Below are 24,936 nucleotides of genomic sequence, written 5' to 3' on the forward strand. Positions count from 1 at the left end.
ATGTCCCATCCCCTCACGACCAACGCCCCCGCCGTGCTCGGCACGGCCGTCATCGACGAAGAGACCGGCAGGCGACTGCTGCCGACCCGCCGCCGCAAGGCTCGCGCACCCCGCACCCGGCAGGCGAAGTCCTACCGCATCGCCAATGTGATCGTCACGATCGTGCTGGCCATCGGCGGGATCATCATGATCGCGCCGCTGCTGTGGACTTTCAGCACGTCGCTCAAGACCCGAGAGGCCGTGTTCGCCCTGCCGCCGCAGTGGATCCCCGACCCGATGGTCTGGGAGAACTACATCCGCGTGTGGACCGCCGCGCCGCTGGCCACCGGCATCCTGAACAGCATCATCGTGTCGGCCAGCGTCACGATCCTCGGCACGATCGCCTCGATGCTCGCGGCGTTCGCGTTCGCGAAGATGCGCCTCCCGTTCAAGAACGTCCTGTTCCTGGTGCTGCTGGCCGCGATCATGATCCCGTTCCCCACGATCATGATCCCGCAGTTCTCGATGTTCGCCTCAGCGGGCCTCGTCGACACCCTGTGGCCGCTGATCCTGCCCGGCGTGTTCGGCAACATCGTGATGGTCTTCTTCATCCGGCAGTATCTGGCGTCGGTGCCGGACTCGATCATCGAGGCCGCCAAGATCGACGGCGCCGGCTACCTGCGCATCTTCTTCACGCTGATCTTCCCGGCCATCCGGCCCGCGATCGCGGCGCAGTTCATCCTGTGGTTCATGGCGGTGTGGAACGACTACCTCGCCCCGATCATCTACCTGAACTCGCCCGAGAAGCAGACCCTGCAGCTGGTCATCGCGAGCCTGAACATGACCTACGCGAGCCAGACCGACTATCCGCTCATCATGGCCGGATCGTTCATCGCGCTGATTCCCGTGTTCATCGTGTTCGTCCTCTTCCAGCGTCAGATCATCGAGTCGGTCGCCCTCACGGGAGCCAAAGGATGACCGCCCCGACGTCCAGCGCCGACCCCGCCACGTGGGGGGCGCGCAACGCCCACGACCCGACGATCGTGCGCGGCGACGACGGCATCTGGTACATGTTCTCCACCGACGCCGCCGCGCACCTGGACGACATCCCCGCCGGTGCCCACGTGCGCACCTCGCCCGACCTGGTCGACTGGACGTTCGTGGGGACGGCGCTGGACGGGGTTCCGGATGCCGCGCGCGAGCACACCGGAGCGGTCGGCCTGTGGGCGCCCGAAGTGGTGCGCTGGCCGGAGGCCGATGATGCCCGTCGCTGGCACATGTACTACTCGGCGTCGTCGTTCGGGTCGCGCACCTCGGCGATCGGGCTGGCCACCGCACCGCAGCCGCGGGGACCGTGGACCGACGAGGGCATCGTCGTGGCCACCGCACACGATCACGACGGTCACAACGCGATCGACGCGGCCGTCGTCTTCGACCGCGAGGGCGCGCCGTGGCTCACCTACGGGTCGTTCTTCGGGGGAATCCACACGCTGCGTCTCGACCCGGCCACCGGGCGGGCGGCGAGCACCGCAGACCCCGGCACCCTGATCGCCCGTCGTCCCTCCGCCGTCGACGGCGCGGTCGAGGGCGCGTACATCGACTACGACGCGGCGACCGGGCGGTATGTGCTCTACGTCTCGTACGACTCGCTGTTCGACACGTACAGCATGCGGGTCGGCGTCGCTGCGCAGATCGAGGGCCCGTACGTCGACGCCACCGGGCTGCCGCTGCTCGACCCGGATGCCGGCGACGCCGCGCGCGCGGGCACGAAGATCCTCGGCGGGCACCGGTTCCCGGGCGGCGCCGCGTGGATCGCCCCGGGGCACAACTCGGTCTTCCGCGACGGTGAAGCCCGCTTCGTCGTCCACCACGTCCGCCGCGCCGACGATCCGTTCCAGCACGAGGCGCAGATCCGGCGGGTGCACGTCACGGCGTCCGGCTGGCCGGTCGTGTCGCCGCACCCGTTCGCCGGCTACGACGCCGAGGCGCTCGACGCGCCTCGCGCGGTGACGGGCCGGTGGCAGGTCATCCGGTTCGCCCCCGAGCAGGCCGGAGTCATCGACGCACGCCCGTTCGAGGTCACCGGTGCGCTGCGGTCTGCGGGTGAGGCCGTCGCCGGCGAGATCGTCGTGCACACCGGCGACGGTGAGGTGCGAATGGATGCCGTGGTCTTCGGCGCCCACGACCCGGCGGCCGGCTGCGCGGTCCTCGCCTTCGGCGGGCTCGATGCCGACGGCGTGGTCTGGATCGGGTCGCAGGAGGTGGTCTCGTGAACGCCGAGTACGGCGGCTGGGCCGGCCGCATCATGGTGTGGCTGCGCGTCGTCTCGGCGCTGATCGTCGTCAACCTGCTCTTCGCGGCCGGCGTGATCGCGGGCCTCGTCGTGCTCGGCACCCTGCCCGCGCTCGCCGCGACCACGGCATCCCTCACCCGGCTCCGGGACGGCGACAGCACCGGCATCGTCCGGTCCTTCGTCGCCGAGTACCGCCGGTCGTTCTGGCGGGCGAACCTGCTCGGAGTGCCCTTCGCCGCAGCTCTGCTGGTCGCAGTCGCCGATCTCGCGGTGCTGCCGCACCTGCCCGCCCAGTTCGGCGCGGCGCTGCTGGTCGTCTCGTGGGTCGTCCTCGCCTACGCCGCCGTCGCACTCGTGGCCGGGCTCGTCATCGAAGCGCGGTACCGTGACGGCATCCGCGCCACCAGGCGCTACGCCGTCTCGCTGCCCCTGGTCTCGCCCGCGATGACCGTCGCGCTCGTCGTCACCCTCGGGGTGGTGGCATTCGCGCTCTCCGTGCTGCCCATGCTCGTCCCGCTCATCGGCGTCTCCGTCCCGCTGTACGTCGCGGGGTGGTTCGTCGACCACCGGCTCGCCCAGCTCGACCCCGAGCATCCGCACGCTCTTCAGCGCCCGCCGGTGGTGTCACCGGCGCACTGACCGCGCGAACGCACCGGGCCTGCGCCCGCCCCTACCTGCGGTGCTGCCCGCACCCCGCCCATGAAAGAAGGAACACCGTGACCACCGCACGCATCACCGTCGACTCCGACGCCGTCGTCGCCCCCCTCAACCGGAGGATCTTCGGGTCGTTCGTGGAGCATCTCGGGCGCTGCGTCTACGACGGCATCTACGAGCCCGGCCACCCCACCGCGAACGAAGACGGCTTCCGCCTCGACGTCGTCGACCTGGTCCGCGAGCTCGGCTCGACCACCGTCCGCTACCCGGGCGGCAACTTCGTGTCCGGCTTCCGCTGGGAGGACAGCGTCGGGCCCCCGCGAGAAGCGCCCGGTCCGCCGTGACCTCGCGTGGCACGCGCTGGAGTCCAACCAGGTCGGCGTCGACGAGTTCGCCCGCTGGCTGAAGCTGACCGGCTCTGAGCTCATGATGGCCGTCAACCTCGGCACACGCGGAATCGAGGCGGCCCTCGACCTGCTCGAATACTGCAATCACCCGTCCGGTACCGCGCTGAGCGATCAGCGCATCGCGAACGGCACCGCAGAGCCGCACGACATCCGCATGTGGTGCCTCGGCAACGAGATGGACGGCCCGTGGCAGACCGGCTACATGACCGCCGACGACTACGGCAAGATCGCCGCCCGCACCGCGCAGGCCATGAAGACCGCCGACAAGACCCTGGAACTGGTCGTCTGCGGGTCGTCGGGATCGATGATGCCGACGTTCGGCGACTGGGAGCGCACCGTGCTCGAGCACGCGTACGACCATGTCGACTACATCTCGTGCCACGCGTACTACCAGGAGCGCGGCGGCGACCTCGATTCGTACCTCGCATCGTCGCTGGACATGCAGTACTTCATCGAGACGGTCGTGGCCACCGCCGATCACGTCGGCAACAAGCTGCGCAGCTCGAAGAAGATCAAGCTCTCCTTCGACGAGTGGAACATCTGGTACCTCGACGAGCACCGTGAGTCGGACGAGGTGAACGACCAGTGGCGTTACGCGCCGCGGCAACTCGAGGACGTGTATTCGGTGGCGGATGCCGTGGTGCTCGGCAACCTGCTGATCACACTGCTGCGCAACCACGATCGCGTCGCCAGCGCCTCGCTCGCGCAGCTGGTCAACGTCATCGCGCCGATCATGACCGAACCGGGCGGCGACGCCTGGCGGCAGACGACGTTCTTCCCGTTCTCGGTCACCTCGCGCCTGGCGCGCGGCACTGTGCTGCGGCCCCGGATCGATGTCGGCACCTATGCGACGGCCGTGTACGGCGACGCGCCGCTGGTCGACGCGGTCGTCACCGCGGACGACGAGGGCGGCGCCGTGTTCCTGGTGAACCGCAGCCGCACCGAGTCCATCGAGGTCTCGATCGACGTCACCGCACTCGGGGCGGGCGCCATCGCCGAGGCGACGACGCTGTGGGACGAGGACGTCTACGCCAGGAACACGCTCGAAGACCAGGAGCGGGTGGGCCTCAAGCCGCTCGAGGGCGCCTCGCTCGCGGACGGGGTGCTGACGGTCACGCTGCCCCCGGTGTCGTGGTCGGCCATCGCGCTGTCATGACCGGTGTGCGCCGTGGGCGGACAGGCCGCACAGCTCGCGGACGGATGGGTCGCGCCGCGCGCCCCCTGGCAGCCGGGGCGCTCGTCGTCGCGGTGCTGGGCGCGGCCGGCTGCGCGGCAGAGCCGGCGGCCGTGGAGCAGACCGGCGATGTGTACGTGCACGATCCGGCCTACGTGGCCGGGGCGGACGGCGAGCCGTCGTTCATCTACTCCACCGGCAACGGGCAGATCGCCGACGGCAACGTGCAGATCCGGCGCTCCGACGACGGCGCGTCGTGGGAGTACGTCGGGGAGGTCTGGGACACCAAGCCGGAGTGGCTCACTGAGGCGATCCCGGGCGTGGACAACCTGTGGGCGCCCGAGCTCTACGAGCACGACGGCACCTGGTACCTGTATTACTCGGCATCCACCTTCGGGAAGAACACGTCGCTCATCGCGCTGGCCACCAACACGACGCTCGATCCCGACGACCCCGACTACGTGTGGGTCGATCAGGGCCCGGTGATCGAGTCGGCCGGCACCGACTTCAATGCGATCGACCCCGGCATCGCCGTGGACGAGGACGGCGTGCCCTGGATGGCGTTCGGTTCGTTCTGGAGCGGCATCCGCATGGTCGAGCTGTCGTGGCCGAGCGGTCTGCGTGCCGACGATGCCGAGCCGCTGCGCATCGCCGATCGGGGCAGCGGCGCCAACGCGATCGAGGCGCCCTACATCGTCTCGCGCGACGGCTGGTACTACCTGTTCGTCTCGAAGGACTCCTGCTGCCGGGGCGTCGACAGCACCTACTGGATCACCGTCGGACGGTCGGAGTCGGTCACCGGTCCGTACGTCGACGAGCAGGGCACCCCTCTGCTCGAAGACGGCGGCACGCTCGTCCTGCAGACCGACGGGACGCGCATCGGCCCCGGCGGCCAGTCGGTCTCGGCCGATCGCCTCGCGTTCCACTTCTACGACGCCACGATGGACGGCCAGTTCCGGCTGGGGCTGCTGCCGATCCGGTGGGAGGACGGCTGGCCGCGCGTGGAGTGGCCGCCGGAGTGACCCGTTTCGGCCGGTTCGGCCGATTCGGCTGGGTCGGCCGGTTCGGCTGGTTTGGCTGGTTCGGCCGGCTCGCTGGGTCGGCTGGGTCGGCTGGTTCGGCTCGCAGGATGCTTTCGGGATCCCGGGCGTGTCTCGGTCAGAGGACGGATGCCGCGGCGAGATGTCCTGCGACACGAACGCCCGGTGATGCTCAGGCGGGCGGCGCCGACTCGCGCTCGAGGATCGTGAACTCGGCCAGCTTCAGCGTCGGGGGCTGGGTGTTGTCGATGCGCACGCGCTCGCGGAGGGTGTCGACGGCGGTGCGGGCGATCCAGTCGCGTCCGGGGTCGACCGTCGTCAGGGACGGGATCGAGTACTGCGCCTCGTCGAGCCCGTCGAAGCCCATCACGGCGACGTCGTCGGGAATCCGCAGTCCAGCCTCCTGCAGTGCCCGCATCGCGCCGAAGGCCAGCGTGTCGTTGAGGGCGAAGACGGCGTCGAACGGAACGCCCCGGGCGATCACGTCGGCCATCGAGTGGGCGCCGTTCGCGCGGTGCCATTCGATAGACGGCCCGATCAGTGCAGGGTCGAACGGGATGCCGTTCGCCGCCAGCGCCTCGCGATATCCCTGCATGCGCAGCGCCGACGAGCCGATCACTTCGTCTTCGTGCGCGCCCACGACCGCGATGCGGGTGCGGCCGGAGTGGATGAGGTACTCGGTCGCCGCCCGCGCGGCCTCGACGTTGCGCATCGTGACGTGGTCGGTGGGACCGTCGAAGATGCGCTCGCCCAGCAGCACGAGCGGGTACCCGACGTCGAGGTGGTCGACGTCCTCGGGCCCCATCTCGAGCGGGCTGAAGATGAGGCCGTCGGTCATCTTGCGCCGGGCGTTGGTGAGCACGCTGATCTCTCGGGCACGGTCGCCCGTGCCGGTCTGCTCGACGACGACGGAGAGTCCCGATGCCTCGGCGGCGGCGATGACGGCGGCGGTCAGCTCGGCGAAGTACGCCAGCGCCAGGTCGGGGACCGCCAGGCCGATGACGTTGGTGCGTCCTGAACGGAGGCTCCGTGCGGTGGGGTTCGGCGTGTATCCCAGCTCGGCGATCGCCTGCTCGACCTTCGTCCGGGTCGACGGGCGCACGTGCGGATAGTCGTTGACGACGTTCGAGACGGTTTTGATCGACACCCCCGCGAGGAGGGCCACATCGTGCAGTGTGGCAACCATGACCGTGTCCCGTCTCGCTGGATCTCCGTCCAGTCTAGGCGTCCATCCTGCGCTTGTATAACGTTGTAAACCGTGCGGCGCGCCCGCACCCGCCACAATGGAGACATCGCGCGAAGGCACCGCGACACCGCAGACGAAAGGGGGCGCCGGCATGCCGAGCCGTGAGCGCAACTGGGCCGGGAACACCGTCTACCGGGCCCGGGAGCTGCGGACCCCGGCATCCATCGACGAACTCGCCGGCATCGTGACGTCACAGCCTCGCGTCCGGGTCCTCGGCAGCCGGCACTCGTTCAACGACATCGCCGACACCGACGGCGTGCTCGTCTCACTGGTGTCGCTGCCGGGCGAGCCCGAGCTCGACGAGCCACACCGCCGCGTGCGCGTGCCCGGCGGCATCCGGTACGGCGAACTGGCGCCCTGGCTGCACGAGCGCGGCTTCGCGCTGGCGAACCTCGCGTCGCTGCCGCACATCTCGGTCGCCGGGGCCGTCGCGACCGGTACGCACGGCTCGGGGGAGCGGATCGGCTCGCTCGCGACGCAGATCGCGGGACTCGAGCTGCTCACTGCCGACGGCGCCCGGGTGCGGCTCGAGCGGGGCGATCCCGACTTCGACGGGGCGGTGGTGAGCCTCGGTGCCCTGGGCGTCGTCACCGCGCTCGAGCTCGATGTCGAGCCGGCATACGACATCGCCCAGACCGTGTTCGAGGGGGCGCGGTGGGATGCCGTGCTGGCAGACCTCGACACGCTCGAAGCCTCCGGTGACAGCGTCAGCCTGTTCACCACCTGGGGTGACGCCGATCGCATCGACCAGGTGTGGGTGAAATCGCGCGGCGCGGCGCCGGACCTCAGCGTGTTCGGAGCGGTGCCGGCGGACGGACCCCGGCATCCCATCCCCGGGATCGATGCCGAGCCGTGCACCGCCCAGCTCGGCGAGCCCGGCCCCTGGTTCGACCGGCTGCCGCACTTCCGGCTCGCCTTCACGCCGTCTGCCGGGGCCGAACTGCAGAGCGAGTACCTCGTGCCGCGCCGCGACGCCGTCGCCGCGGTCGAGGCGCTGCGCGGGCTGTCTTCCCGCATCGCGCCGCACCTGCTCGTGTGCGAGGTGCGCACGATCGCCGCCGACCGGCTCTGGCTGAGTGCGGCGTACGACACCGATGCGGTCGGCCTGCACTTCACCTGGCGCCTCGACGTGCCCGCGGTCACCGTCCTGCTGCCCGAGATCGAGCGGGCGCTGCCGGCGTCGGCGCGTCCGCACTGGGGCAAGCTGGCCACTCTCGACGGTGCCGCCGTCACGGCCCGCTACCCGCGCTGGAACGATTTCGCCCGGCTGCGCGACCGGCTCGATCCGCAGCGCCGATTCGGCAACGCATTCCTCGAGCGACTGGGCCTGTGAGCGCAGGCGCCTATCTGGACTCCATGCAGGATTCCGGCGTCAACGAGAAACAAGTTATCTTTCTGGCGAGCTGAAAGAGTGCGGTCCACTATGTCTGTGGGGGCGCAACTGGGGAAGCGTCTGTAGAGCCCGTTCCAGCCGGCGGCCGCTCGACGACACACCGGGGGGAGTGTCGCTCCGGGGTTGAGGGAGATTCGTCCTTCGACCCCGGAGGCCCCTTCCCCCTCAGGTGTCGGAGTTGTCGCTGTCCTGCGGCGCCTCGACCGGAGTCATGAACTCGTTGACGAGCGCGCGCACGCCGAGCGCGAACAGCGTCCACTCGCCCTGCGGAGCCTCGTGCGACGCGTCGAACCGGTACGTGGGGTGGTCGATGCCCTCGACGGCGCGCACCGCGAACCCTTCGCCCATCGCGGCCATCGCCTCGGTGAAATCGTGCAGGGTCAGCCCCGACTTCATCCGCAGGCCGTACGAGGCCATGAGATAGCCGTAGAACTCGGCGAACGCGTCGATCGACTCGCGATGCCGTTCGCGGCTGGCCTCCTTGAGCTCTGGCCAGGTGTCGGCGGCCGTGCGCAACGCGAGCGACACCAAGAACTGCTGCGCGTCGCGCGCGTCATCCGGATCGCTCTGATCGAGCGCTGCGGTGCGCACATGCGCCAGAGCGGCAGCACGGATCACGTCGTCGCCCGGGGCGCCCGAGTCGATCAGCTGCTGCACGGCCTCGCGCGCGTAGTCGGCCGGACTGCTCAGCCGCAGCCGCACCATCGCGACGGCGAGGTCACGCTGATAGTCGGTCTGATCGGCCCAAAGACGGTAGGCGGCACCCGTGGTCAGACCCGCCTTGCGCAGGACTTCCTGCAGGCGGATGTGCTGCACGCCCGCGCTCACCCCGCGCTCGAGCAGCATCTGCATCCCGACGCGCAGCAGCAGCGCCCGCGTCTCTTCTCCTGTACGTCGCCCCATGCTCTTCCGTCCAACTCTCCCCAGAGAAATAAATCTTCTCACTTCTCGGCGGAAATGGCGCGCGGATCGCTCTGGCCGCGTCTGGCAGAATGGATGCCGGCGTGCCCGAGTCGATGGCTCCCCAGCCCCGCCGGGCCTCTGGACAGCGTCCGCCGTCCCTCACGAGGAGCGATATGTCGACGCAGACCCTGCCGCAAGCCCACCCCCCGCGCATCCAGCAGCACCGCCGTTATCTCATGTGCCGTCCCGAGCACTTCACCGTCAGCTACCGGATCAATCCGTGGATGGAGCCGGAGCGCCCGACCGACACAGCCAAGGCGATCGCGCAATGGGAGAAGCTGTACGACGCCTATGTCGCGCTCGGCCACGAGGTCGAGCTGATCGACCCGGTGCCGGGCCTGCCCGACATGGTCTACACCGCCAACGGCGGCTTCGTCATCGACGGTCGCGCCCTGGGAGTGAAGTTCCGCGTCGGCGAGCGTCGTGGCGAGGAGCGGCCCTTCATGGACTGGTTCGCCGCGCAGGGCTTCGACGTCGTCGAGCCCTTCGAAGTGCAGGAGGGGGAGGGCGACTTCCTGCTCGTGGGCGAGACCATCCTCGCCGGCACCGGCTTCCGTTCGGCGGGCGACAGCCACCGCGAGGTCGCCGAGGTGTTCGACCGGGAGGTCGTCTCGCTGCGCCTGATCGATCCGCGGTTCTACCACCTGGACACCGCGATCGCCGTGCTCGACCCGGTCGAGGGCGCCGGCGGCGCCCTGCGGGCGAACATCGCCTACCTGCCCACCGCCTTCGACGACGCCTCGCAGCAGACGCTGGCCGAGCGCTTCCCCGACGCGATCCGTGTGTCGGATGCCGATGGCGCGGTCTTCGGGCTCAACGCGGCCAGCGACGGCCGCAATGTCTTCATCTCGCCGCGGGCCACCGGCTTCGACGCACAGCTGCGCGACCGCGGATACACCCCCGTCCACGTCGACCTGTCGGAGCTGCTGCTCGGCGGCGGTGGGATCAAATGCTGCACGCTCGAACTGAGAGGGACGCGATGACCACGCCCACGCTCGACACGACGACCATCCGCATCATCGACTCCGAAGATGCCCACGTCGCGCACAATTACTCGCCCCTGCCGGTGGTGGTCGCCCGTGGTGAGGGCTCGTGGGTCACCGACGTCGAGGGCAAGCGCTACCTCGACCTGCTGGCGGCGTACTCCGCCCTGAACTTCGGGCACCGGCATCCGGCCCTCATCGCCGCCGCCACCGAGCAGCTGGGCCGGCTCACGCTCACCAGCCGGGCGTTCCACAACGACAAGCTCGGCGATTTCGCCGCCGCGCTGGCCGAGCTGTGCGGCAAGGACCTCGTGCTGCCCATGAACACCGGCGCCGAGGCCGTCGAAACCGGCATCAAGGTCGCCCGGGCCTGGGCGTACCGCGTGAAGGGCGTCGCCGACGGCAAGGCGACCGTGATCGTCGCGGACGGCAACTTCCACGGCCGCACGACCACGATCGTGAGCTTCAGCGACGATCCGCAGGCCCGAGAGGACTTCGGCCCGTACACTCCCGGCTTCGTCTCGGTGCCCTACGCCGATGCGGCCGCCATCGAGGCCGCGATCGACGAGAACACCGCCGCGGTGCTGATCGAGCCGATCCAGGGCGAGGCGGGCGTCATCATCCCGCCCGAAGGCTACCTGCGCGCCGTCCGCGAGATCTGCGACCGGCACCGCGTGCTGTTCATCGCCGACGAGATCCAGTCCGGCCTCGGCCGCGTCGGCACCACGTTCGCGTGCGACCGCGAAGGCGTCGTGCCCGACATGTACCTGCTCGGCAAGGCGCTCGGCGGCGGCATCGTGCCGCTGTCGGCCGTCGTCGCCGACGAGGACGTGCTGGGCGTGCTGCGCCCCGGCGAGCACGGCTCGACCTTCGGCGGCAACCCCCTCGCCGCGGCCGTGGGCCGTCAGGTCGTCGACATGCTGGCCTCGGGAGAGTTCCAGACCCGCGCACAGGCGCTCGGGGAGCACCTGGCCGCGGGGCTCGAAGAGCTCGTCGGGCACGGCGTGACCGCGGTCCGCGTCGCGGGCCTGTGGGCCGGCGTCGACATCGACCCGAAGGTCGGAACCGGGCGCCAGGTCGCCGAGAAGCTCCTGGGTCGCGGGGTGCTCGTCAAAGATACGCACGGCCAGACCGTGCGTATCGCCCCGCCGCTGGTCGTGCGCGCCACCGAGCTGGACTGGGCCGTCGAGCAGCTGCGCCTCGTGCTCGCCGGCTGACGTCCCGGCATCGGCTCGTCGGCTCGCGTCGAACGGCGCGCAGGCCGGGGCGGTGACGGGCACAGGGTCGAGCGCCGCGAGGAGCGCCCATACCTCCCGGCGCTCAGCACCGCGGCGGGACATCAGGCGACGGTGACGCCGATCTGGTGCCACCCGGTCGCCCCGTCGGGCACGACCGGCGCGTGCTCTCCGGTCTGCGTCTGGCCGCGGGCGTTGATCGCGCGGCAGCGCACCGTGTGCGTTCCGGTCGTCGCCGTCCACGGCATGCTCCACTGCACCCACGTGTCGTCCGAGATCGCCGTGGCGAGAGTCGCCGGCATCCATTCGCCGTCATCGATCTGCACCTCGACCGCGGCGATCCCGACGTGCTGCTGCCACGCCACGCCCGCGACCACGGTGTCGCCGGCGGAGATCTGCCGGCCGCTGCGGGGCACGTCGATGCGCGACTGCAGCTTGATCGGCCCGCGCTCTGACCAGCCGCGATCGGTCCAGTACGCCCGCGCGGCGTCGAACCGCGTGACCTGCAGCTCGGTGACCCACTTCGTCGCCGACACGTAGCCGTAGAGGCCCGGGACGACCATGCGCACCGGGAATCCATGCTCGGCAGGAAGCGGTTCGCCGTTCATCCCGACCGCGAGGATCGCGTTGCGCTCGTCGGTGAGCGCTTCGAGCGGGGTGGATGCCGTGAATCCATCGACCGAACGCGACAGCACCATGTCGGCGCCGGAGTCCGGCCCGGCCTGTCGGAGCAGCTCGCGGATCGGATAGCCGAGCCACACCGCGTTGCCGATGAGGGTGCCGCCGACCTCGTTCGACACGCATGCGAGGGTCGTGACGCTCTCCTGCAGCGGCAGCGCGAGCAGTTCGTCCCACGTGATCACGACCTCGCGGGCGACCATGCCGTGGATGCGCAGCGACCAGGCGTGCGGGTCGACATCGGGCACCAGCAGGGCGGTGTCGATGCGGTAGAACTCGGCGTTGGGGGTGATGACCGGTGCGAGATCCGGGATGCCGAGGTCCGCAGTCGCCGGGATGGGAGCCGCCGTCTGTGCGGGGCGGGGCAGGGCGATCGCCTCCCGCACGGCCGAGGCCGCCTGTCGCCCGGCCTGCAGGGCCCAGCCGCCGAGCGCGGCGATGACCCCGGCGCCCGCCGCGACCCCCGACCAGAGGAGGAACCCGCGCCGGTCGAGTCCGGTGCCCCGCTCGGCTGAGGCCGGATCGGGCGCGGCCGGCGCTACGTCCGGGTTCCCATCCGCCGGGTCGGCCCGGACGAACGGCGCTGCGTGCGCGGCAGCCCGTGCGCACCGCCGCGCGAGCGGGCCGAGCGCGGCCGCCGCCACCACGCCTGCCACCGCCGACGGGATCCACGCCATGCCGGTCGCATCGGGGCGGGTCGAGGCGACGACCGCACCCACGAGGCCCAGCCCCACCACGAGCACGCGCCCCCACGGCGGCACCCGGACCTCGAGCAGCCCGGCGATCGCGGCGACCACGACGAGGACGACCACCACGCCGGCGATGAGCGCGAGCTTGTCAGCGGTGCCGAACAGGCCGATCGCGGCATCCTTCGCCCAGGGCGGGGCGAGGTCGATCAGTGCGGCGCCCATCGAGGCGATCGGGCTCGCGGTCGGCAGCGCGAGCGCCGCGACCAGTTCGCCCGCGCCCGCGCCGAGAGCGACCGCGGCCACCCCCGCCCAGGCGGAGGCGGCGACACTCGCAGACCTCGTCGCCACGGCCTCAGAGTACGCCCGCCGGTCGGCTGGCCCGCGGACGGGCGGCGTCAGGCCGGCGGCGCGTCAGGGTCGAGCGTCGCGAGGGTGTCCTGCTCGACGGCGTTGTCCGCGTCCAGTTCTTCCTCAGTGGTCTCGTCGCCACCCAGCGGGGCGTCGTCGTCGGCGTCGGACGGTCGGTGATCGCTCATGCGACCACGGTAGGCGCCGGGTACGCCGTGCGGTAGATGCGCGGGTGTCCTACCGGTCGCTCGGCACGCGGATCGGCGTCGTCGCCGCGATCTCGTCGCTGAACTCCTCGGGCGGGGTGCGCACGACCCAGATCGGCTGGGTCTCGTCGACGGTCAGCCGGAAGCGGTGTTCCGGATCGCGGTGCAGCCGGCCCGAGAACATGAGCCAGCCCAGCCCTATCGCGCAGGCGACCAGGCCTGCGACGCCCCCGAGCTGGATCGCCGCGCGCGGCCCGAATTGCTCGGCGACCCAACCGGCGATCGGCGCGCCGAACGGCGTCGACCCCATGATGACGGCCATGTAGACCGCCATGACGCGGCCGCGCACGGCGACGTCGGTGGTGGTCTGCACATATCCGTTGGCGGTGGTCATCATCGTCACGGTGAAGAAACCGACCGAGGTCAGCAGGAGCGCGTAGAGCAGGTAGGTGGGCATGACCGACGAGACGAGGGATGCCACGCCGAACCCGCCGGCGGCGAACATGATCACGCGCATCCGGGCGCGCTCACGGCGGGCGGCCAGCAGCGCACCGGCCAGCGATCCGATGGCCAGCACCGAGCTGAGCAGCCCGTAGCCGTCGGCATCCCGCCCGAACTCGAGCGCCATCGTCGATGCGAAGATCGGGAAGTTCATGCCGAACGCACCGACGATGAACACGATGACGAACGTCACCCGCAGGTCGGGCCGCCGCCAGACGTAGCGGAAGCCGTCGGCGATGCGCTGCGCCCCGGTGGCGCGCACGCGGGGGACGAGCTCGTCGGTGCGCATCATGAACAGGGCCACGAGCATCGCCAGGAACGTCGCGGCGTTGATGATGAACACCCAGCCGGTGCCGACGACGACGATCAGCACGCCGCCGACGGCCGGGCCGATCAGGCGGGCCATGTTGAAGGATGCCGAGTTGAGCGCGACGGCATTCGAGGCGTTCTCACGTGAGACGACGTCGGTCACGAATGCCTGGCGGGCCGGGCTGTCGAACGCGTTCGCAATGCCGAACAGCAGGGCGAACCCGAACATGAGCGGCAGCGTCATGACATCCATCAGCAGCAGCACGCCCACCGCGATGGCGAGCAGCAGCAGGACACCCTGGGTCGCGAACAGGATCTTTCGTCGGTCGAACCGGTCGGCGACCCAGCCTGTCGCACCTACCAGCACCAGCGGGGGACCGAACTGCAGCGCCATGGTCACACCCATCGCGGTCGCGTTGTTGTCGGTCAACTCGGTCAGCACGACCCAGTCCTGCGCGGTGGACTGCATCCACCCGCCGATGTTCGAGACGAGGGCGCCGATGAACCAGACGCGGTAGTTGAACAGGCCGAGCGAGCGGAACATCGCCTTCATGCAACAGCCTCCATACGGGGAGACAGTCTACCTCGTTAGCTTTGCTAAGTAAATTTCTCTTCGGTCTATCGAGGGATGCCGGCGGCCAGCTCCGCGAACACCTCGGCCGCCTCATCGAGCCGCGCCAGCGGTGCACCCTGCCCCGCCCACAGTGACTGCAGGTCACCGCGTCCGAGCCGGTTCGCCTCGGCGCGCAGCGCCCCGACGACCCAGCTCTGCGCGGGGAACGGCGCGATCGCGCCGCCGGACTCGATGGTCTCGATGAGGCGGTTGGCGACGCCGCGCGCGAGCCTTCCGGTCGCCGCGCGCGTGAGGACCGTGTCGTCTGCGGCGATGCGGCCGAGAGCTTCACGGTGGGCCGCGCTCGCGGCCGACTGCCGGGTGCGCAGGAAGGCGGTGCCGACCTGCACGCCCGCCGCGCCCAGCGCGAACGCCGCAGCGACGCCCCGCCGGTCGGCGATGCCGCCCGCGGCGATCACCGGCACGTCCACGGCGTCGACCACCTGCGGTACGAGCGCGAACGTCCCGACCAGCGAACGCTCGGCCTCGCCCAGGAAGCTGATGCGATGCCCGGCGGCCTCGAAGCCGCTCGCGACGACGGCGTCGGCGCCGGCGGCCTCGACCGCGCGCGCTTCGGCGACCGTGGTCGCACCGCCGACCACGCGGATCCCGCGGGCGTGCGCCGCGTCGACGACGTCAGGCCCCGGCATCCCGTACACGCAGCTGAGCACGGCCGGTCGCGCCTCGAGGATCGCCTCGAGATGTTCGTCGATGTCGACGAGGAACCGCTCGGGCTGCCCGGACGGCGCCGCGATGCCGAGCTCGTCGTACAGCGGCAGCGCCGCCTCGGCCGCTTGGGTCGTGTCGACCTGGCCGGGCCGTGCCTCATCGCCGATCGGGATCCACACGTTGAGCGCGAACGGCCGATCGGTCGCCGCCCGCAGCTGCGCCGCGGTCTCGGCGATGCGCTCAGCGCCGTAGCCGTACAGGCCGTACGAGCCGAGCCCGCCGGCGTTGCTCACGGCGGCGGTCAGCTCCACGGAGGACATGCCGCCGAAGGGGCCCAGGACGATCGGAGTGTCGAGGTCGAGATGAGTCATGGTTCCAGCATGCGCTCGTGCCGACCCCGGCATCCGTCACATTTCAGCGGGAATCGGACAGATCTCTCGGGGCGCCCGCTGTACGCCGGGGCCGTCCGCCGCATGATGCTCGACGGGCTCGACGCCGACGGCGTGGACGATCTGGCGCGGCTGACCTACGGCATCCTGGCCCCGCTCGATCCCGATCGCCGGCTCACCGTGACCGCCGACGGACCGGAGTGCGCGGCCGATCCGGAGCCCGCCGCGTGCGCCGCCGACCCTCAGCCCGTCGCCGCACCATCGTGACCTGACGAGCTCGTCCGCTGCGCTGACAACCCCCGCTGACTCACACCGCGAGCAGCTCCGGACTTTTGTCCTGTCAGATGACTCGTCGCCGGTGGCGGCGATGCGTGGCGCCGCTCGGACCAGTCGAGCCGCGCTCCGGAACCCTAGGCGCTATCGCCATCGACGCTGCCCCCGTCACGCGCTCACCCGCGCGGCTCGTAGCGCTCGGGTGCGAACGCGGCGGCCACGGCGGCGCGGAGCGTCTCGAGCGTGGCATCCGGCCCGAACCAGCCGTGCGCGCGCGCCTGCACGAGCACGTTTCCCAGCGCGGTCGCTTCGACCGGCCCCGCCAGCACCGGCAGTGTGGACCGGTCGGCGGTCGCCTGGCACAGCAGTCGGTTCAGCGATCCGCCGCCGACGATGTGCACGACGTCGATGGGGCGGTCGGCCAGCCGTCCGGCCGTGGCGACGGCGTCGGCGAACGCTTGCGCGATGCTCTCCACGATGGTGCGCGTGAAGGCGGCGCGCGTGGCCGGCACGGCGGCACCCGAGGACTCGAGGACGGCGGCGATGCGCGCGGGCATGTCTCCGGGGGCTGACAGGCTCGGGTCGTTGGCGTCGAAGAGGGGGATGTCACCGGGGGTGGATGCCGCGGCATCCAGCAGCTCGGGCAGGTCGATCGACGCGCCGTCCTCGGCTTCCCACGCGCGCACCGACTCGCTCAGCAGCCACAGCCCCGTCACGTTGTGGAGGAAACGGACCCGGCCGTCGACGCCGCCTTCGTTCGTGAAGTTGGCCTCGCGGGCTGCGTCGGTGACCTGCGGGCGGTCGAGTTCGAGTCCCACCAGGCCCCACGTGCCGCACGAGATGTAGGCCGAGTCGGGGGTGCTGAGGGGTGCGGCGACGACGGCGGAGGCGGTGTCGTGCGAGCCGACCACGATGACGTCGAGCTCGGCACCGATGTGCTCGGCGGCGGCACCGCGGATCGGGCCGAGGTGCGTACCCGGATCGACGAGGCGGGGGAGCAGCCGCTCCGGAATGTCGAGCGCATCGAGCAGTTCGGTGTCCCACGCGCCCGTGCGCACGTCGACGAGGCCGGTCGTGGAGGCGTTGGTGCGCTCGGCGACCTGGACGCCGGTGAGCAGGAACGCGACGAGATCGGGGATCAGCAGCGACGCGTCGGCGTCTGCGAGACCCCGATCGATCGCGTACTGGTACAGCGTGTTGAACGGCAGGAACTGCAGGCCGTTGCGGCGGTACAGGTCGGCGAACGGCGTGACGGCGTGCACCTTGCGCACGCCGTCGGCGCACCGCTCGTCGCGATAGTGGAACGGCTCACCGAGCAGGCGCCCGTCGCCGACCAGGCCGTAGTCCACGGCCCACGAGTCGATGCCGACGCTCGCGATGGCCGGCTCGCGGGCGAACGCCTCACGGAGCCCATCGCCGATGTGGCGATACAGCGCGGTGAAGTCCCAGTGCAGGCCGTCCGGCCCCGCCACGGGACCGTTCGGGAACCGCGCGACCGGCTCGAGCCGCAGCTCGCCGTCGCCGACGTAGCCGATCATGACCCGGCCGCTGGTCGCACCCAGATCGACCGCGGCGACTGCGCGCGTCATCGCAGGAAGGCCGCGGCGACGCCCGAGTCGACCGGGATGTGCAGGCCCGTCGTGCGCGAGAGCTCCGGGCCGGTCAGCACGTAAACGGCGTCGGCGACGTTCTCGGGCACGACCTCGCGCTTGAGGATCGTGCGGTTCGCGTAGAACTGGCCGAGGTCCTTCTCTTCGACGCCGTAGGTGGCCGCGCGGTTGGCGCCCCACCCGGCGGCGAAGATGCCGGAGCCGCGCACGACCCCGTCGGGGTTGATGCCGTTGACGCGTACGCCGTGCTCGCCGAGCTCGACCGCGAGCAGGCGCACCTGGTGGGCCTGGTCGGCCTTCGTGGCCGAGTACGCGATGTTGTTCGGGCCGGCGAACACGCTGTTCTTCGACGAGATGTAGATCACGTCGCCGCCGAGCTTCTGCTCGATGAGCGCCTTCGCGGCGGCCTTGCTCACCAGGAACGAGCCCTTGGCCATGACGTCGTGCTGCAGGTCCCAGTCCTTCTCGGTGGTCTCCAGCAGGGGCTTCGACAGCGAGAGACCGGCGTTGTTGACGACCAGGTCGATGCCGCCGAACGCCAGCAGCGTCTGATCGATCGCGGCCTGCACGCCGGCGGCATCCGCCACGTTCGCGGCCACGCCGATCGCGACGTCGGTGCCGCCGAGCTCTGCGGCCGCGGCCTGCGCCTTCTCGAGATCGAGGTCGGCGACCACGACGCACGCGCCTTCGGCGGCGAGTCGGGTCGCGATGGCCTTGCCGATGCCCGAGGCTGCGCCCGTGACGAACGCGATGCGGCCCTGGTGCGTCTTGGGCTTGGGCATCCGCTGGAGCTTCGCCTCTTCGAGGGCCCAGTACTCGATGCGGAACTTCTCGGCATCCGAGATCGGCGTGTACGTCGACAGCGACTCTGCGCCGCGCATGACGTTGATCGCGTTGACGTAGAACTCGCCGGCCACCCGGGCGGTCTGCTTGTTCGCGCCGTAGCTGAACATGCCGACGCCGGGGATCAGGACGATGAGCGGGTCGGCGCCGCGGATCGCGGGGGACTCTGAGGTCGCGTGCGCGTCGTAGTAGGCCTGGTAGTCGGCGCGGTACTCGACGTGCAGCTCCTGCAGGCGCGCGATCTGCTCCTCGACGGTGGCCGATGCCGGCAGGTCGAGGATCAGGGGCTTGACTTTGGTGCGCAGGAAGTGGTCGGGGCAGCTCGTGCCCAGCGCGGCGAGTGCCGGCGCCTTGTCAGCGGCGAGAAAGTCCAGCACCGCATCGCTGTCGGTGTAGTGGCCGACCATGGGCTTGTCGGTGGACGCGAGCCCGCGGACGGTCGGCGCCAGCGCCGCCGCCCGGGCGTGCCGCTCGGCCTCGGGCAGCGCCTCGAAGCCGGCGCGCACGCCGCCGAACGGGTCGGCCGTGCCGTTGGCGGCGATGTACGCGGCGGCGGTCTCGATGACCCAGAGGCTGTTGGCCTCGGCATCCGCGCTCGTGTCGCCCCATGCCGTGATGCCGTGACCGCCCAGGATGCACCCGATCGCCTGCGGGTTGGCCGCCTTGATCTCGGCGATGTCCAGGCCCAGCTGGAACCCGGGGCGCCGCCACGGCACCCACACGACCTTGTCGCCGAAGATCTTCGCGGTGAGCTCTTCGCCGTCGGCGGAGGTCGCGATCGCGATGCCGCTGTCGGGGTGCAGGTGGTCGACGTGCGCGGCGTCGACGAGGCCGTGCATCGCGGTGTCGATCGACGGTGCCGCGCCGCCCTTGCCGTGCAGGCAGTAGTCGAACGCAGCGACCATCTCGTCCTCGCGCTCGACGCCGGGGTACACGTCCACGAGTGCGCGCATGCGGTCGAGGCGCAGCACCGCGAGGCCCTCGGGCTTCAGCGTGCCGAGGTCGCCGCCCGAGCCCTTCACCCACAGCAGCTCGATGGGCTCGCCGGTCACCGGATCGGTGTCGGTGCCCTTGGCCGACGTGTTGCCGCCGGCATAGTTCGTGTTCTTCGGGTCGGCGCCCAGGCGGTTGCTGCGCGCGATCAGCTCGGCGGCGGTGGAGTTGGTCATTTCGGTTCCTTCGGGGTGCGCGGGGCTGGATTCGATCGGTTCGGCAGTCGCCTATGCACAGTCCGCGGGGATGGCACTGTGCACGAGCGACTGCTGGGCGGGATGCCGGTTCGTTCGGCAGTCGTTTGGGCACGGTCGCCATTGGCGGGACTGTGCACGAGCGACTGCCGAACCGGCATCAGGCGCCCCAGCCGGCCTGGGTGCCGCCGACGCGGTCGGCGGCGATCTGCTGCTGGTAGCCGGATGCCGCGTAAGCGGCCATCGGGTCGGCGGGAAGGCCGCGGGTCTCGCGCCACTGCGCCAGCTGCGGACGGACGTCGGTGTAGAACGCGTCCATCAGCACGGCGTTGGCCGCCAGCACGTCGTTCGCCTGCTGCGCCGCGTCGAGCGCGTCGTGGTCGATCAGCAGGGCGCGGGCCGTCATCTCCTGGACGTTGAGCACCGAGCGGATCTGGCCCGGGATCTTGTCTTCGATGTTGTGGCACTGATCGAGCATGAAGGCCACGTCGGGGTTGTTCAGGCCGCCGCCGCGGATGACTTCCGCGATGATCCGGAACAGCTGGAACGGGTCGGCGGCACCCACGATGAGGTCGTCGTCGGCGTAGAAGCGGCTGTTGAAGTCGAACGAGCCGAGCTTTCCCAGGCGCAGCAGCTGCATGACGATGAACTCGATGTTGGTGCCCGGGGCGTGGTGCCCGGTGTCGAGACACACCATGGCCTTGTCGCCGAGGGCAGCCACCTGCGCGTACGAGGTGCCCCAGTCGGGAACATCGGTGTGGTAGAAGGACGGCTCGAAGAACTTGTACTCGAGCACAAGACGCTGCTCGCCGGTCAGGCGCGCGTAGATCTGCTGCAGCGAGTCGGCCAGGCGGTCCTGGCGCGCGCGCATGTCGTTCTGGCCGGGGTAGTTCGAGCCCTCGGCGAGCCAGATCTTCAGGTCGCGCGAGCCGGTGGCATCCATGATGTCGATGCACTCGAAGTGGTGGTCGATGGCCTTGCGGCGGATGCGGTCGTCGTGGTGCGTGAGGGCGCCGAACTTGAAGTCCTCGTCCTGGAACGTGTTGGAGTTGACCGTGCCGAGGGCGACGCCGTGGTCTTCGGCGTGCGCACGCAGCTCGTCGTAAGAGTCGACCTTGTCCCACGGGATGTGCAGGGCCACGCTCGGGGCGAGCGCGGTGTGCTTGTGCACCTGCGCGGCGTCGGCGATCTTCTCGAACGGGTCGCGCGGGGTGCCCTCGGTGGCGAACACGCGGAACCGGGTGCCCGAGTTGCCGAACGCCCAGCTGGGCAGTTCGATGCTCTGCTTCTCGAGGACGGAGAGGTGATCGGGGGACAGCGTCGTCATGATGTGCCTTCGTTCGTGGCGGTGAGTTGGTCGTGCAGGTTGAAGATCTCGGTCAGCGGTGTCGCGGCCTGATCGGGGCGTCCGCCGAGGCCGACGAAGAAGCGCCCCATCTCGGCTTCCCATCGGGCCGCGACGGTGGATGCCGCGAGGTACGCCTGGGCGGCTTCGTCGTCGTCGGTCTCGTAGTAGCCGAACAGCCGCCCGCCCTCGCCGAGGAACAGGGAATAGTTGCGCCGGCCGGAGGCCGCGATCTCGGCGAGCATCTCGGGCCACACGGGAGTGTGCCGGGCGACGTACTCGTCGAGCAGCTCGGGCTTGACCTGGAGTTGGAAGGCCACGCGGGTCATCGTCTCTCTCCATCGCGAGGGTTGAATCGTTTCATAATGCTGATACTCGAGATTATTCCGCCCCGCGTGCGCTGTCAAGCGGGGCGAGGGAAAACGCTATCCGAGGTGCCGTGGCATCTGCAACGATCCCGATAGAGTTCACCGCATGGCAGTGAGCGTGCGCGACGTCGCCGAAGACGCGGGAGTGTCGGTCGGAACGGTGTCCAACGTGCTCAATCACCCGGCGAAGGTCTCTCCCGAGACGGTGTCGCGCGTGCAGGACTCGATCGCCAGGCTCGGCTTCGTGCGCAACGACGCGGCCCGCCAGCTGCGCGCGGGACGCAGCCGTACGATCGGCCTGGTGGTGCTGGACCTGCGCAACCCGTTCTTCACCGAGGTCGCGCGCGGCGCCGAGCAGCGCGCTGCCGAGCGGGGACTGTCTGTGCTGGTCGCCAACAGCGACGACGATCCCGCCCGCGAAGACACCCACCTCGACCTCTTCGAGCAGCAGCGGGCGTTCGGCGTGCTGATCACGCCCGTCGGTGACGACCTCGATCGCCTCGCGCGCATGCGCGAGCGCGGAGTGCCGAGCGTGCTCGTCGACCGCGAGTCGGCCGAGGGCGACGTCGCCTCGGTGGCGGTCGATGACGACGAGGGCGGGCGCCTCGCCGCCGCGCACCTGCTCGAGATCGGCCGTCGCCGGCTGGCGTTCGTGGGCGGTCCCGCCGCCATCCGCCAGGTCGCCGACCGCCTCGAAGGGGCGCGGGCGGCTGTCGCGGCACAGCCCGGCGCCACGCTCGAGGTCATCGAGCGGCCGGCGCTCACGGTGCTCGACGGGCGCGCGGCCGGAGAGGCGATCCTTGCCCGGCAGGCCGCCGACCGGCCCGATGCCGTGTTCGCGGCCAACGACCTGCTGGCCGTCGGCCTGCTGCAGGCATTCGCCATCATGGGCGGTGCCCGCGTACCCGAAGACATCGCCCTCATCGGCTACGACGACATCGACTTCGCGGCCGCGACCGTCGTGCCGCTCAGCTCGATCCGGCAGCCCGCGCGGCTCATCGGCGCGACCGCCGTCGACCTGCTGGTGGAAGAGATCGAGTCACCGGATACCGGGGGAAGCGCCGTGCGCTTCCAGCCCGAGCTGATCGTGCGGGAGTCGACGGTCGGGCGATAGCCGGGGGCCGAGCGCCCCGTCTCAGGAATTGCCCGTGTCGGTGACGGGATCGAACACCGTCAGGCCGAGATCTCGGGCGACCGCGGCCATGTTCGCGTCGTGGGTGAGGACGGCCGGGTCCGCTCCGATCGCGGGATCCTCACTGGCCGGCCTTCTCGGCACACGGCACGCAGAGCTGGGCGAACGGCCGGATCGTGAGACGTGCGGCGGGGATCGGCCGGCCGCAGTCCGCGCAGCGGCCGTAGGTCCCGGCATCCATCCGGCTCAGCGCGTCTTCGACCTGGCGAAGCTCGGCCTGCGCGGCCTCGGCGAGCCCGGTGAGCCGCGACCACTCGGCCGACAGCGTGACGCCCTCGGGATCATGCTCGTCGTCGGCAGGCTCATCGCGGTCACGGGTCAACTCGGCCAGCGCTGCGACCGCGGTCTCGGTGCGGGCGAGCGCCTCGGTGCGCAGCTCTTCGAGGCGCGTGCGCTGCGCCGCGTGATCGGCCATCCGCTCACCCTACGCCCGGGATCAGCGGCCCGGACTACCTGGCCGGGCGGGACGCGGCGTCCGGGATGCGAATCGGAGTCGTCTGGGCGACCTCGTCGCTGAACTCCTCGGGGGCGACGATGGTGATCGGCCGGGTCTCGTCGATCGTCAGCGCGAACCGGCGTTCCTCGCTGCGGCGCAGCCGGCCCGAGACGAGCAGCCAGCCGAAGCCGACGGCGAACGCCGCCAGGGCCGATGCGGCACCGAGCAGAATGGCCACGCGCGGGCCGAACTCCGCGGCCACCCAGCCGACGATGGGGGCGCCGATCGGGGTGCCGCCCAGCAGGATCGCCATGTACAGCGCGAGCACGCGGCCGCGCAGCGCCGGATCGGTCGTCGTCTGCACGTAGCCGTTCGCAGTCGTCAGAGTGGTCACCACGGCGAACCCGGTGAGCATGAGGGTGATCGCGTACAGCCAGTACGTCGGCATGAAGGCCGACACGATCGCGGCGGCCGCGAACATGCCGGTGCCCGCGATGACCATGCGGATGCGCGCGCGGTCCCGCCGTGCCGCCATCAGCGCCCCGGCGAGCGACCCGACGGCCAGGATCGAGCTGAGCAGGCCGTAGCCATCGGCATCCTGCCCGAACTCGAGGGCCATCGTCGACGCGAAGATCGGGAAGTTCATGCCGAACGCGCCCAGCAGGAAGACCATGATGAACGCGACCATGAGGTCGGGTCTGCCGGCGACGTAGCGGAAGCCGTCGGCCAGCCGGGAGGCGCCGCGGGATTTCACTCGGGGGATGAGTTCGTGGGTGCGGATGAGTGCGAGCGCTGCCAGCATCGCGATGAAGGTGAGGCCGTTCACGAAGAAGACCCAGCCGGTGCCGACTGCGACGATCACCAGGCCCGCGGCGGCAGGGCCGATCATGCGCGCTCCGTTGAAGGATGCCGCGTTCAGCGCGACCGCATTGGACGCGTTCTCGCGGGAGACGAGGTCGGACACGAATGCCTGCCGGGCCGGGTTGTCGAAGGCCATCACGAAGCCCAGGGCGAGGGCGAACGTGTACATCAGCGGCAGCGTCATCACGCCCGTCAGAAGCAGGATGCCGATGGTCAGGCCGAGCGTGAGCGAGACCACCTGCGTGAGCATGAGGAGCTTCCGCCGGTCGAACCGGTCGGCCACCCAGCCGGTGACGCCGACCAGCAGCAGCGGCGGTGCGAACTGCAGGGCCATCGTGATGCCCATCGCACTGGCGTCGTTGTCGGTGAGCTCGGTGAGCACGACCCAGCTCAGGGCGGTGTTCTGCATCCACTGCCCGGTGTTCGACACGAGCGCGCCGATGAACCAGACGCGGTAGTTGAAGACCGACAGCGAGCGGAAGGTGGTGCTCATTGCGCGGCCACCTGCTGCATGATGGCGGCCGCCCGGGTGATCACGTCGCGCTGCTCCGGGGCCAGCGAGACGAGTGCCTTCTCGAGCCACGAATCGCGGCGGCGGACCGTCTCATCGACGACCTCGCGCCCGGTCTCGGTGATGCCGATGTTGACCTTGCGCCGGTCGTCAGGATCGGGGGTGCGGGTGATGTACCCCGACTCTTCGAGGCAGTTCACCGTGCGGTTCATCGATGGGGCCGACACCCGCTCGCGCTCGGCGAGCTCGCCCAGGGTGTTGCTGCCGTGCACGGACAGCCAGGCCAGGACGGCGAACTGACCGTCGCTCATCCGGTCGATCGCCCGTTCGGAGCGCAGGCGGCGGGCGAGGCGGAAAGTCGCCATGCGGAACTCCGCGGCCTCGCGGGACAGGTCGGGCGCAGCGTCGGGAGTGTCCATGAGAATGCTTAGCCTAGCTCATTAGCGAGCCTAAGTAAATCGACTCCAGTACCGCCCCAGCGTGATCGCGAGGGTGCGTTGACACGATTCACGGATGCCATTGACAGCCCTCGTGATCTGCT

22 protein-coding genes and 1 pseudogene are annotated in these 24,936 nt (G+C 70.4%); 10 read left to right on the top strand and 13 right to left on the bottom strand.

Features of this window, described 5'->3' with window-relative positions; all coding sequences use genetic code 11:
* The 5 genes and pseudogenes from BKA10_RS14715 (at position 1) to BKA10_RS14735 (ending at position 5,529) form a co-directional block, all read left to right on the top strand.
* Positions 1-957 (top strand): carbohydrate ABC transporter permease, encoded by a 957-nt coding sequence (locus BKA10_RS14715; RefSeq protein ID WP_183500653.1) that lies wholly within the window; start codon positions 1-3, stop codon positions 955-957.
* Entirely contained in the window at positions 954-2,252 is a 1,299-nt protein-coding gene (locus BKA10_RS14720) for an arabinan endo-1,5-alpha-L-arabinosidase (protein WP_183500654.1), read from the top strand. Before BKA10_RS14715 ends, BKA10_RS14720 begins: the two co-directional genes overlap by 4 nt.
* Entirely contained in the window at positions 2,249-2,911 is a 663-nt protein-coding gene (locus BKA10_RS14725) for a YesL family protein (protein ID WP_183500655.1), read from the top strand. Before BKA10_RS14720 ends, BKA10_RS14725 begins: the two co-directional genes overlap by 4 nt.
* A 77-nt stretch (positions 2,912-2,988) precedes the next feature.
* Positions 2,989-4,489: pseudogene (gene arfA, locus BKA10_RS14730) on the top strand (arabinosylfuranosidase ArfA).
* A 44-nt stretch (positions 4,490-4,533) separates the two neighbouring features.
* Positions 4,534-5,529: an arabinan endo-1,5-alpha-L-arabinosidase gene (locus tag BKA10_RS14735; protein ID WP_183500656.1), complete on the top strand. Its 996-nt coding sequence runs from the start codon at positions 4,534-4,536 to the stop codon at positions 5,527-5,529.
* Positions 5,530-5,719: 190 nt separating this feature from the next.
* Here BKA10_RS14735 and BKA10_RS14740 read toward each other — a convergent pair whose 3' ends face one another.
* On the bottom strand, positions 5,720-6,733 hold the full coding sequence (locus BKA10_RS14740; protein WP_183500657.1) for a LacI family DNA-binding transcriptional regulator: 1,014 nt from the start codon (positions 6,731-6,733) through the stop codon (positions 5,720-5,722).
* 151 nt (positions 6,734-6,884) lie between these two features.
* Between BKA10_RS14740 and BKA10_RS14745 the strand changes: the two genes are divergently transcribed.
* Positions 6,885-8,126: an FAD-binding protein gene (locus BKA10_RS14745; protein ID WP_183500658.1), complete on the top strand. Its 1,242-nt coding sequence runs from the start codon at positions 6,885-6,887 to the stop codon at positions 8,124-8,126.
* A 225-nt stretch (positions 8,127-8,351) separates the two neighbouring features.
* On the opposite strand, the gene BKA10_RS14750 is transcribed toward BKA10_RS14745, so the two are convergent.
* On the bottom strand, positions 8,352-9,089 hold the full coding sequence (locus BKA10_RS14750) for a hypothetical protein (protein WP_183500659.1): 738 nt from the start codon (positions 9,087-9,089) through the stop codon (positions 8,352-8,354).
* 173 nt (positions 9,090-9,262) lie between these two features.
* Between BKA10_RS14750 and ddaH the strand changes: the two genes are divergently transcribed.
* Both ddaH and rocD read left to right on the top strand, forming a co-directional pair.
* Entirely contained in the window at positions 9,263-10,132 is an 870-nt protein-coding gene (ddaH, locus tag BKA10_RS14755; RefSeq protein WP_183500660.1) for a dimethylargininase, read from the top strand.
* On the top strand, positions 10,129-11,349 hold the full coding sequence (rocD, locus tag BKA10_RS14760; protein ID WP_183500661.1) for an ornithine--oxo-acid transaminase: 1,221 nt from the start codon (positions 10,129-10,131) through the stop codon (positions 11,347-11,349). Before ddaH ends, rocD begins: the two co-directional genes overlap by 4 nt.
* 122 nt (positions 11,350-11,471) lie before the next feature.
* Here rocD and BKA10_RS14765 read toward each other — a convergent pair whose 3' ends face one another.
* From BKA10_RS14765 to BKA10_RS14780, 4 genes are all read right to left on the bottom strand, one after another.
* A complete protein-coding gene (locus BKA10_RS14765) occupies positions 11,472-13,082 on the bottom strand; it encodes a molybdopterin-dependent oxidoreductase (protein WP_183500662.1) in 1,611 nt (536 codons plus the stop codon).
* A 47-nt stretch (positions 13,083-13,129) separates the two neighbouring features.
* Entirely contained in the window at positions 13,130-13,270 is a 141-nt protein-coding gene (locus tag BKA10_RS14770) for a hypothetical protein (RefSeq protein ID WP_183500663.1), read from the bottom strand.
* Positions 13,271-13,319: 49 nt separating this feature from the next.
* On the bottom strand, positions 13,320-14,642 hold the full coding sequence (locus BKA10_RS14775; RefSeq protein ID WP_183501236.1) for an MFS transporter: 1,323 nt from the start codon (positions 14,640-14,642) through the stop codon (positions 13,320-13,322).
* A gap of 74 nt (positions 14,643-14,716) precedes the next feature.
* On the bottom strand, positions 14,717-15,751 hold the full coding sequence (locus tag BKA10_RS14780) for an NAD(P)H-dependent flavin oxidoreductase (RefSeq protein WP_183500664.1): 1,035 nt from the start codon (positions 15,749-15,751) through the stop codon (positions 14,717-14,719).
* Between the two features lie 9 nt (positions 15,752-15,760).
* Between BKA10_RS14780 and BKA10_RS14785 the strand changes: the two genes are divergently transcribed.
* Positions 15,761-16,036 carry a hypothetical protein gene (locus BKA10_RS14785; RefSeq protein ID WP_183500665.1) on the top strand — a complete coding sequence of 92 codons (276 nt, stop codon included), beginning with the start codon at positions 15,761-15,763 and terminating at the stop codon, positions 16,034-16,036.
* A 182-nt stretch (positions 16,037-16,218) separates the two neighbouring features.
* Here BKA10_RS14785 and BKA10_RS14790 read toward each other — a convergent pair whose 3' ends face one another.
* From BKA10_RS14790 to BKA10_RS14805, 4 genes are all read right to left on the bottom strand, one after another.
* Entirely contained in the window at positions 16,219-17,631 is a 1,413-nt protein-coding gene (locus BKA10_RS14790; protein WP_183500666.1) for a rhamnulokinase, read from the bottom strand.
* Positions 17,628-19,664 carry a bifunctional aldolase/short-chain dehydrogenase gene (locus BKA10_RS14795; RefSeq protein ID WP_183500667.1) on the bottom strand — a complete coding sequence of 679 codons (2,037 nt, stop codon included), beginning with the start codon at positions 19,662-19,664 and terminating at the stop codon, positions 17,628-17,630. The genes BKA10_RS14790 and BKA10_RS14795 overlap by 4 nt, the downstream gene beginning before the upstream one ends.
* 178 nt (positions 19,665-19,842) lie before the next feature.
* Positions 19,843-21,009, bottom strand: a complete 1,167-nt coding sequence (gene rhaI, locus BKA10_RS14800; protein WP_183500668.1) for an L-rhamnose isomerase — start codon at positions 21,007-21,009, stop codon at positions 19,843-19,845.
* Positions 21,006-21,356: an L-rhamnose mutarotase gene (locus tag BKA10_RS14805; RefSeq protein ID WP_183500669.1), complete on the bottom strand. Its 351-nt coding sequence runs from the start codon at positions 21,354-21,356 to the stop codon at positions 21,006-21,008. Before BKA10_RS14805 ends, rhaI begins: the two co-directional genes overlap by 4 nt.
* Positions 21,357-21,501: 145 nt before the next feature.
* On the opposite strand from BKA10_RS14805, the gene BKA10_RS14810 reads away from it, so the two are divergent.
* The gene (locus tag BKA10_RS14810; RefSeq protein ID WP_183500670.1) at positions 21,502-22,509 is read left to right on the top strand and encodes a LacI family DNA-binding transcriptional regulator; all 1,008 of its coding nucleotides are present in this window, start codon (positions 21,502-21,504) and stop codon (positions 22,507-22,509) included.
* A gap of 139 nt (positions 22,510-22,648) precedes the next feature.
* On the opposite strand, the gene BKA10_RS14815 is transcribed toward BKA10_RS14810, so the two are convergent.
* From BKA10_RS14815 to BKA10_RS14825, 3 genes are read right to left on the bottom strand one after another with little or no spacing between them, the layout of a single operon-like run.
* Positions 22,649-23,002, bottom strand: coding sequence for a TraR/DksA family transcriptional regulator (locus BKA10_RS14815; RefSeq protein WP_183500671.1), 354 nt, complete (start codon positions 23,000-23,002; stop codon positions 22,649-22,651).
* Between the two features lie 34 nt (positions 23,003-23,036).
* Positions 23,037-24,377, bottom strand: coding sequence for an MFS transporter (locus BKA10_RS14820; protein WP_183500672.1), 1,341 nt, complete (start codon positions 24,375-24,377; stop codon positions 23,037-23,039).
* The gene (locus tag BKA10_RS14825; protein WP_183500673.1) at positions 24,374-24,814 is read right to left on the bottom strand and encodes a MarR family winged helix-turn-helix transcriptional regulator; all 441 of its coding nucleotides are present in this window, start codon (positions 24,812-24,814) and stop codon (positions 24,374-24,376) included. The genes BKA10_RS14820 and BKA10_RS14825 overlap by 4 nt, the downstream gene beginning before the upstream one ends.
* Positions 24,815-24,936: the final 122 nt, after the last annotated feature.

The sequence above is a fragment of the Microbacterium invictum genome (genome assembly GCF_014197265.1).
Classification (GTDB): Bacteria; Actinomycetota; Actinomycetes; order Actinomycetales; family Microbacteriaceae; genus Microbacterium; species Microbacterium invictum.

Bases quoted from the DNA above. Each gene is read 5' to 3' on its own strand.
- BKA10_RS14715 (WP_183500653.1), top strand. From the start codon at position 1: ATGTCCCATCCCCTCACGACCAACGCCCCCGCCGTGCTCGGCACGGCC.
- BKA10_RS14720 (WP_183500654.1), top strand. From the start codon at position 954: ATGACCGCCCCGACGTCCAGCGCCGACCCCGCCACGTGGGGGGCGCGC.
- BKA10_RS14735 (WP_183500656.1), top strand. From the start codon at position 4,534: ATGGGTCGCGCCGCGCGCCCCCTGGCAGCCGGGGCGCTCGTCGTCGCG.
- BKA10_RS14740 (WP_183500657.1), bottom strand. From the start codon at position 6,733: ATGGTTGCCACACTGCACGATGTGGCCCTCCTCGCGGGGGTGTCGATC.
- BKA10_RS14745 (WP_183500658.1), top strand. From the start codon at position 6,885: ATGCCGAGCCGTGAGCGCAACTGGGCCGGGAACACCGTCTACCGGGCC.
- BKA10_RS14750 (WP_183500659.1), bottom strand. From the start codon at position 9,089: ATGGGGCGACGTACAGGAGAAGAGACGCGGGCGCTGCTGCTGCGCGTC.
- ddaH (WP_183500660.1), top strand. From the start codon at position 9,263: ATGTCGACGCAGACCCTGCCGCAAGCCCACCCCCCGCGCATCCAGCAG.
- rocD (WP_183500661.1), top strand. From the start codon at position 10,129: ATGACCACGCCCACGCTCGACACGACGACCATCCGCATCATCGACTCC.
- BKA10_RS14770 (WP_183500663.1), bottom strand. From the start codon at position 13,270: ATGAGCGATCACCGACCGTCCGACGCCGACGACGACGCCCCGCTGGGT.
- BKA10_RS14775 (WP_183501236.1), bottom strand. From the start codon at position 14,642: ATGTTCCGCTCGCTCGGCCTGTTCAACTACCGCGTCTGGTTCATCGGC.
- BKA10_RS14780 (WP_183500664.1), bottom strand. From the start codon at position 15,751: ATGACTCATCTCGACCTCGACACTCCGATCGTCCTGGGCCCCTTCGGC.
- BKA10_RS14785 (WP_183500665.1), top strand. From the start codon at position 15,761: ATGCGCTCGTGCCGACCCCGGCATCCGTCACATTTCAGCGGGAATCGG.
- BKA10_RS14790 (WP_183500666.1), bottom strand. From the start codon at position 17,631: ATGACGCGCGCAGTCGCCGCGGTCGATCTGGGTGCGACCAGCGGCCGG.
- BKA10_RS14795 (WP_183500667.1), bottom strand. From the start codon at position 19,664: ATGACCAACTCCACCGCCGCCGAGCTGATCGCGCGCAGCAACCGCCTG.
- rhaI (WP_183500668.1), bottom strand. From the start codon at position 21,009: ATGACGACGCTGTCCCCCGATCACCTCTCCGTCCTCGAGAAGCAGAGC.
- BKA10_RS14805 (WP_183500669.1), bottom strand. From the start codon at position 21,356: ATGACCCGCGTGGCCTTCCAACTCCAGGTCAAGCCCGAGCTGCTCGAC.
- BKA10_RS14810 (WP_183500670.1), top strand. From the start codon at position 21,502: ATGGCAGTGAGCGTGCGCGACGTCGCCGAAGACGCGGGAGTGTCGGTC.
- BKA10_RS14815 (WP_183500671.1), bottom strand. From the start codon at position 23,002: ATGGCCGATCACGCGGCGCAGCGCACGCGCCTCGAAGAGCTGCGCACC.
- BKA10_RS14820 (WP_183500672.1), bottom strand. From the start codon at position 24,377: ATGAGCACCACCTTCCGCTCGCTGTCGGTCTTCAACTACCGCGTCTGG.
- BKA10_RS14825 (WP_183500673.1), bottom strand. From the start codon at position 24,814: ATGGACACTCCCGACGCTGCGCCCGACCTGTCCCGCGAGGCCGCGGAG.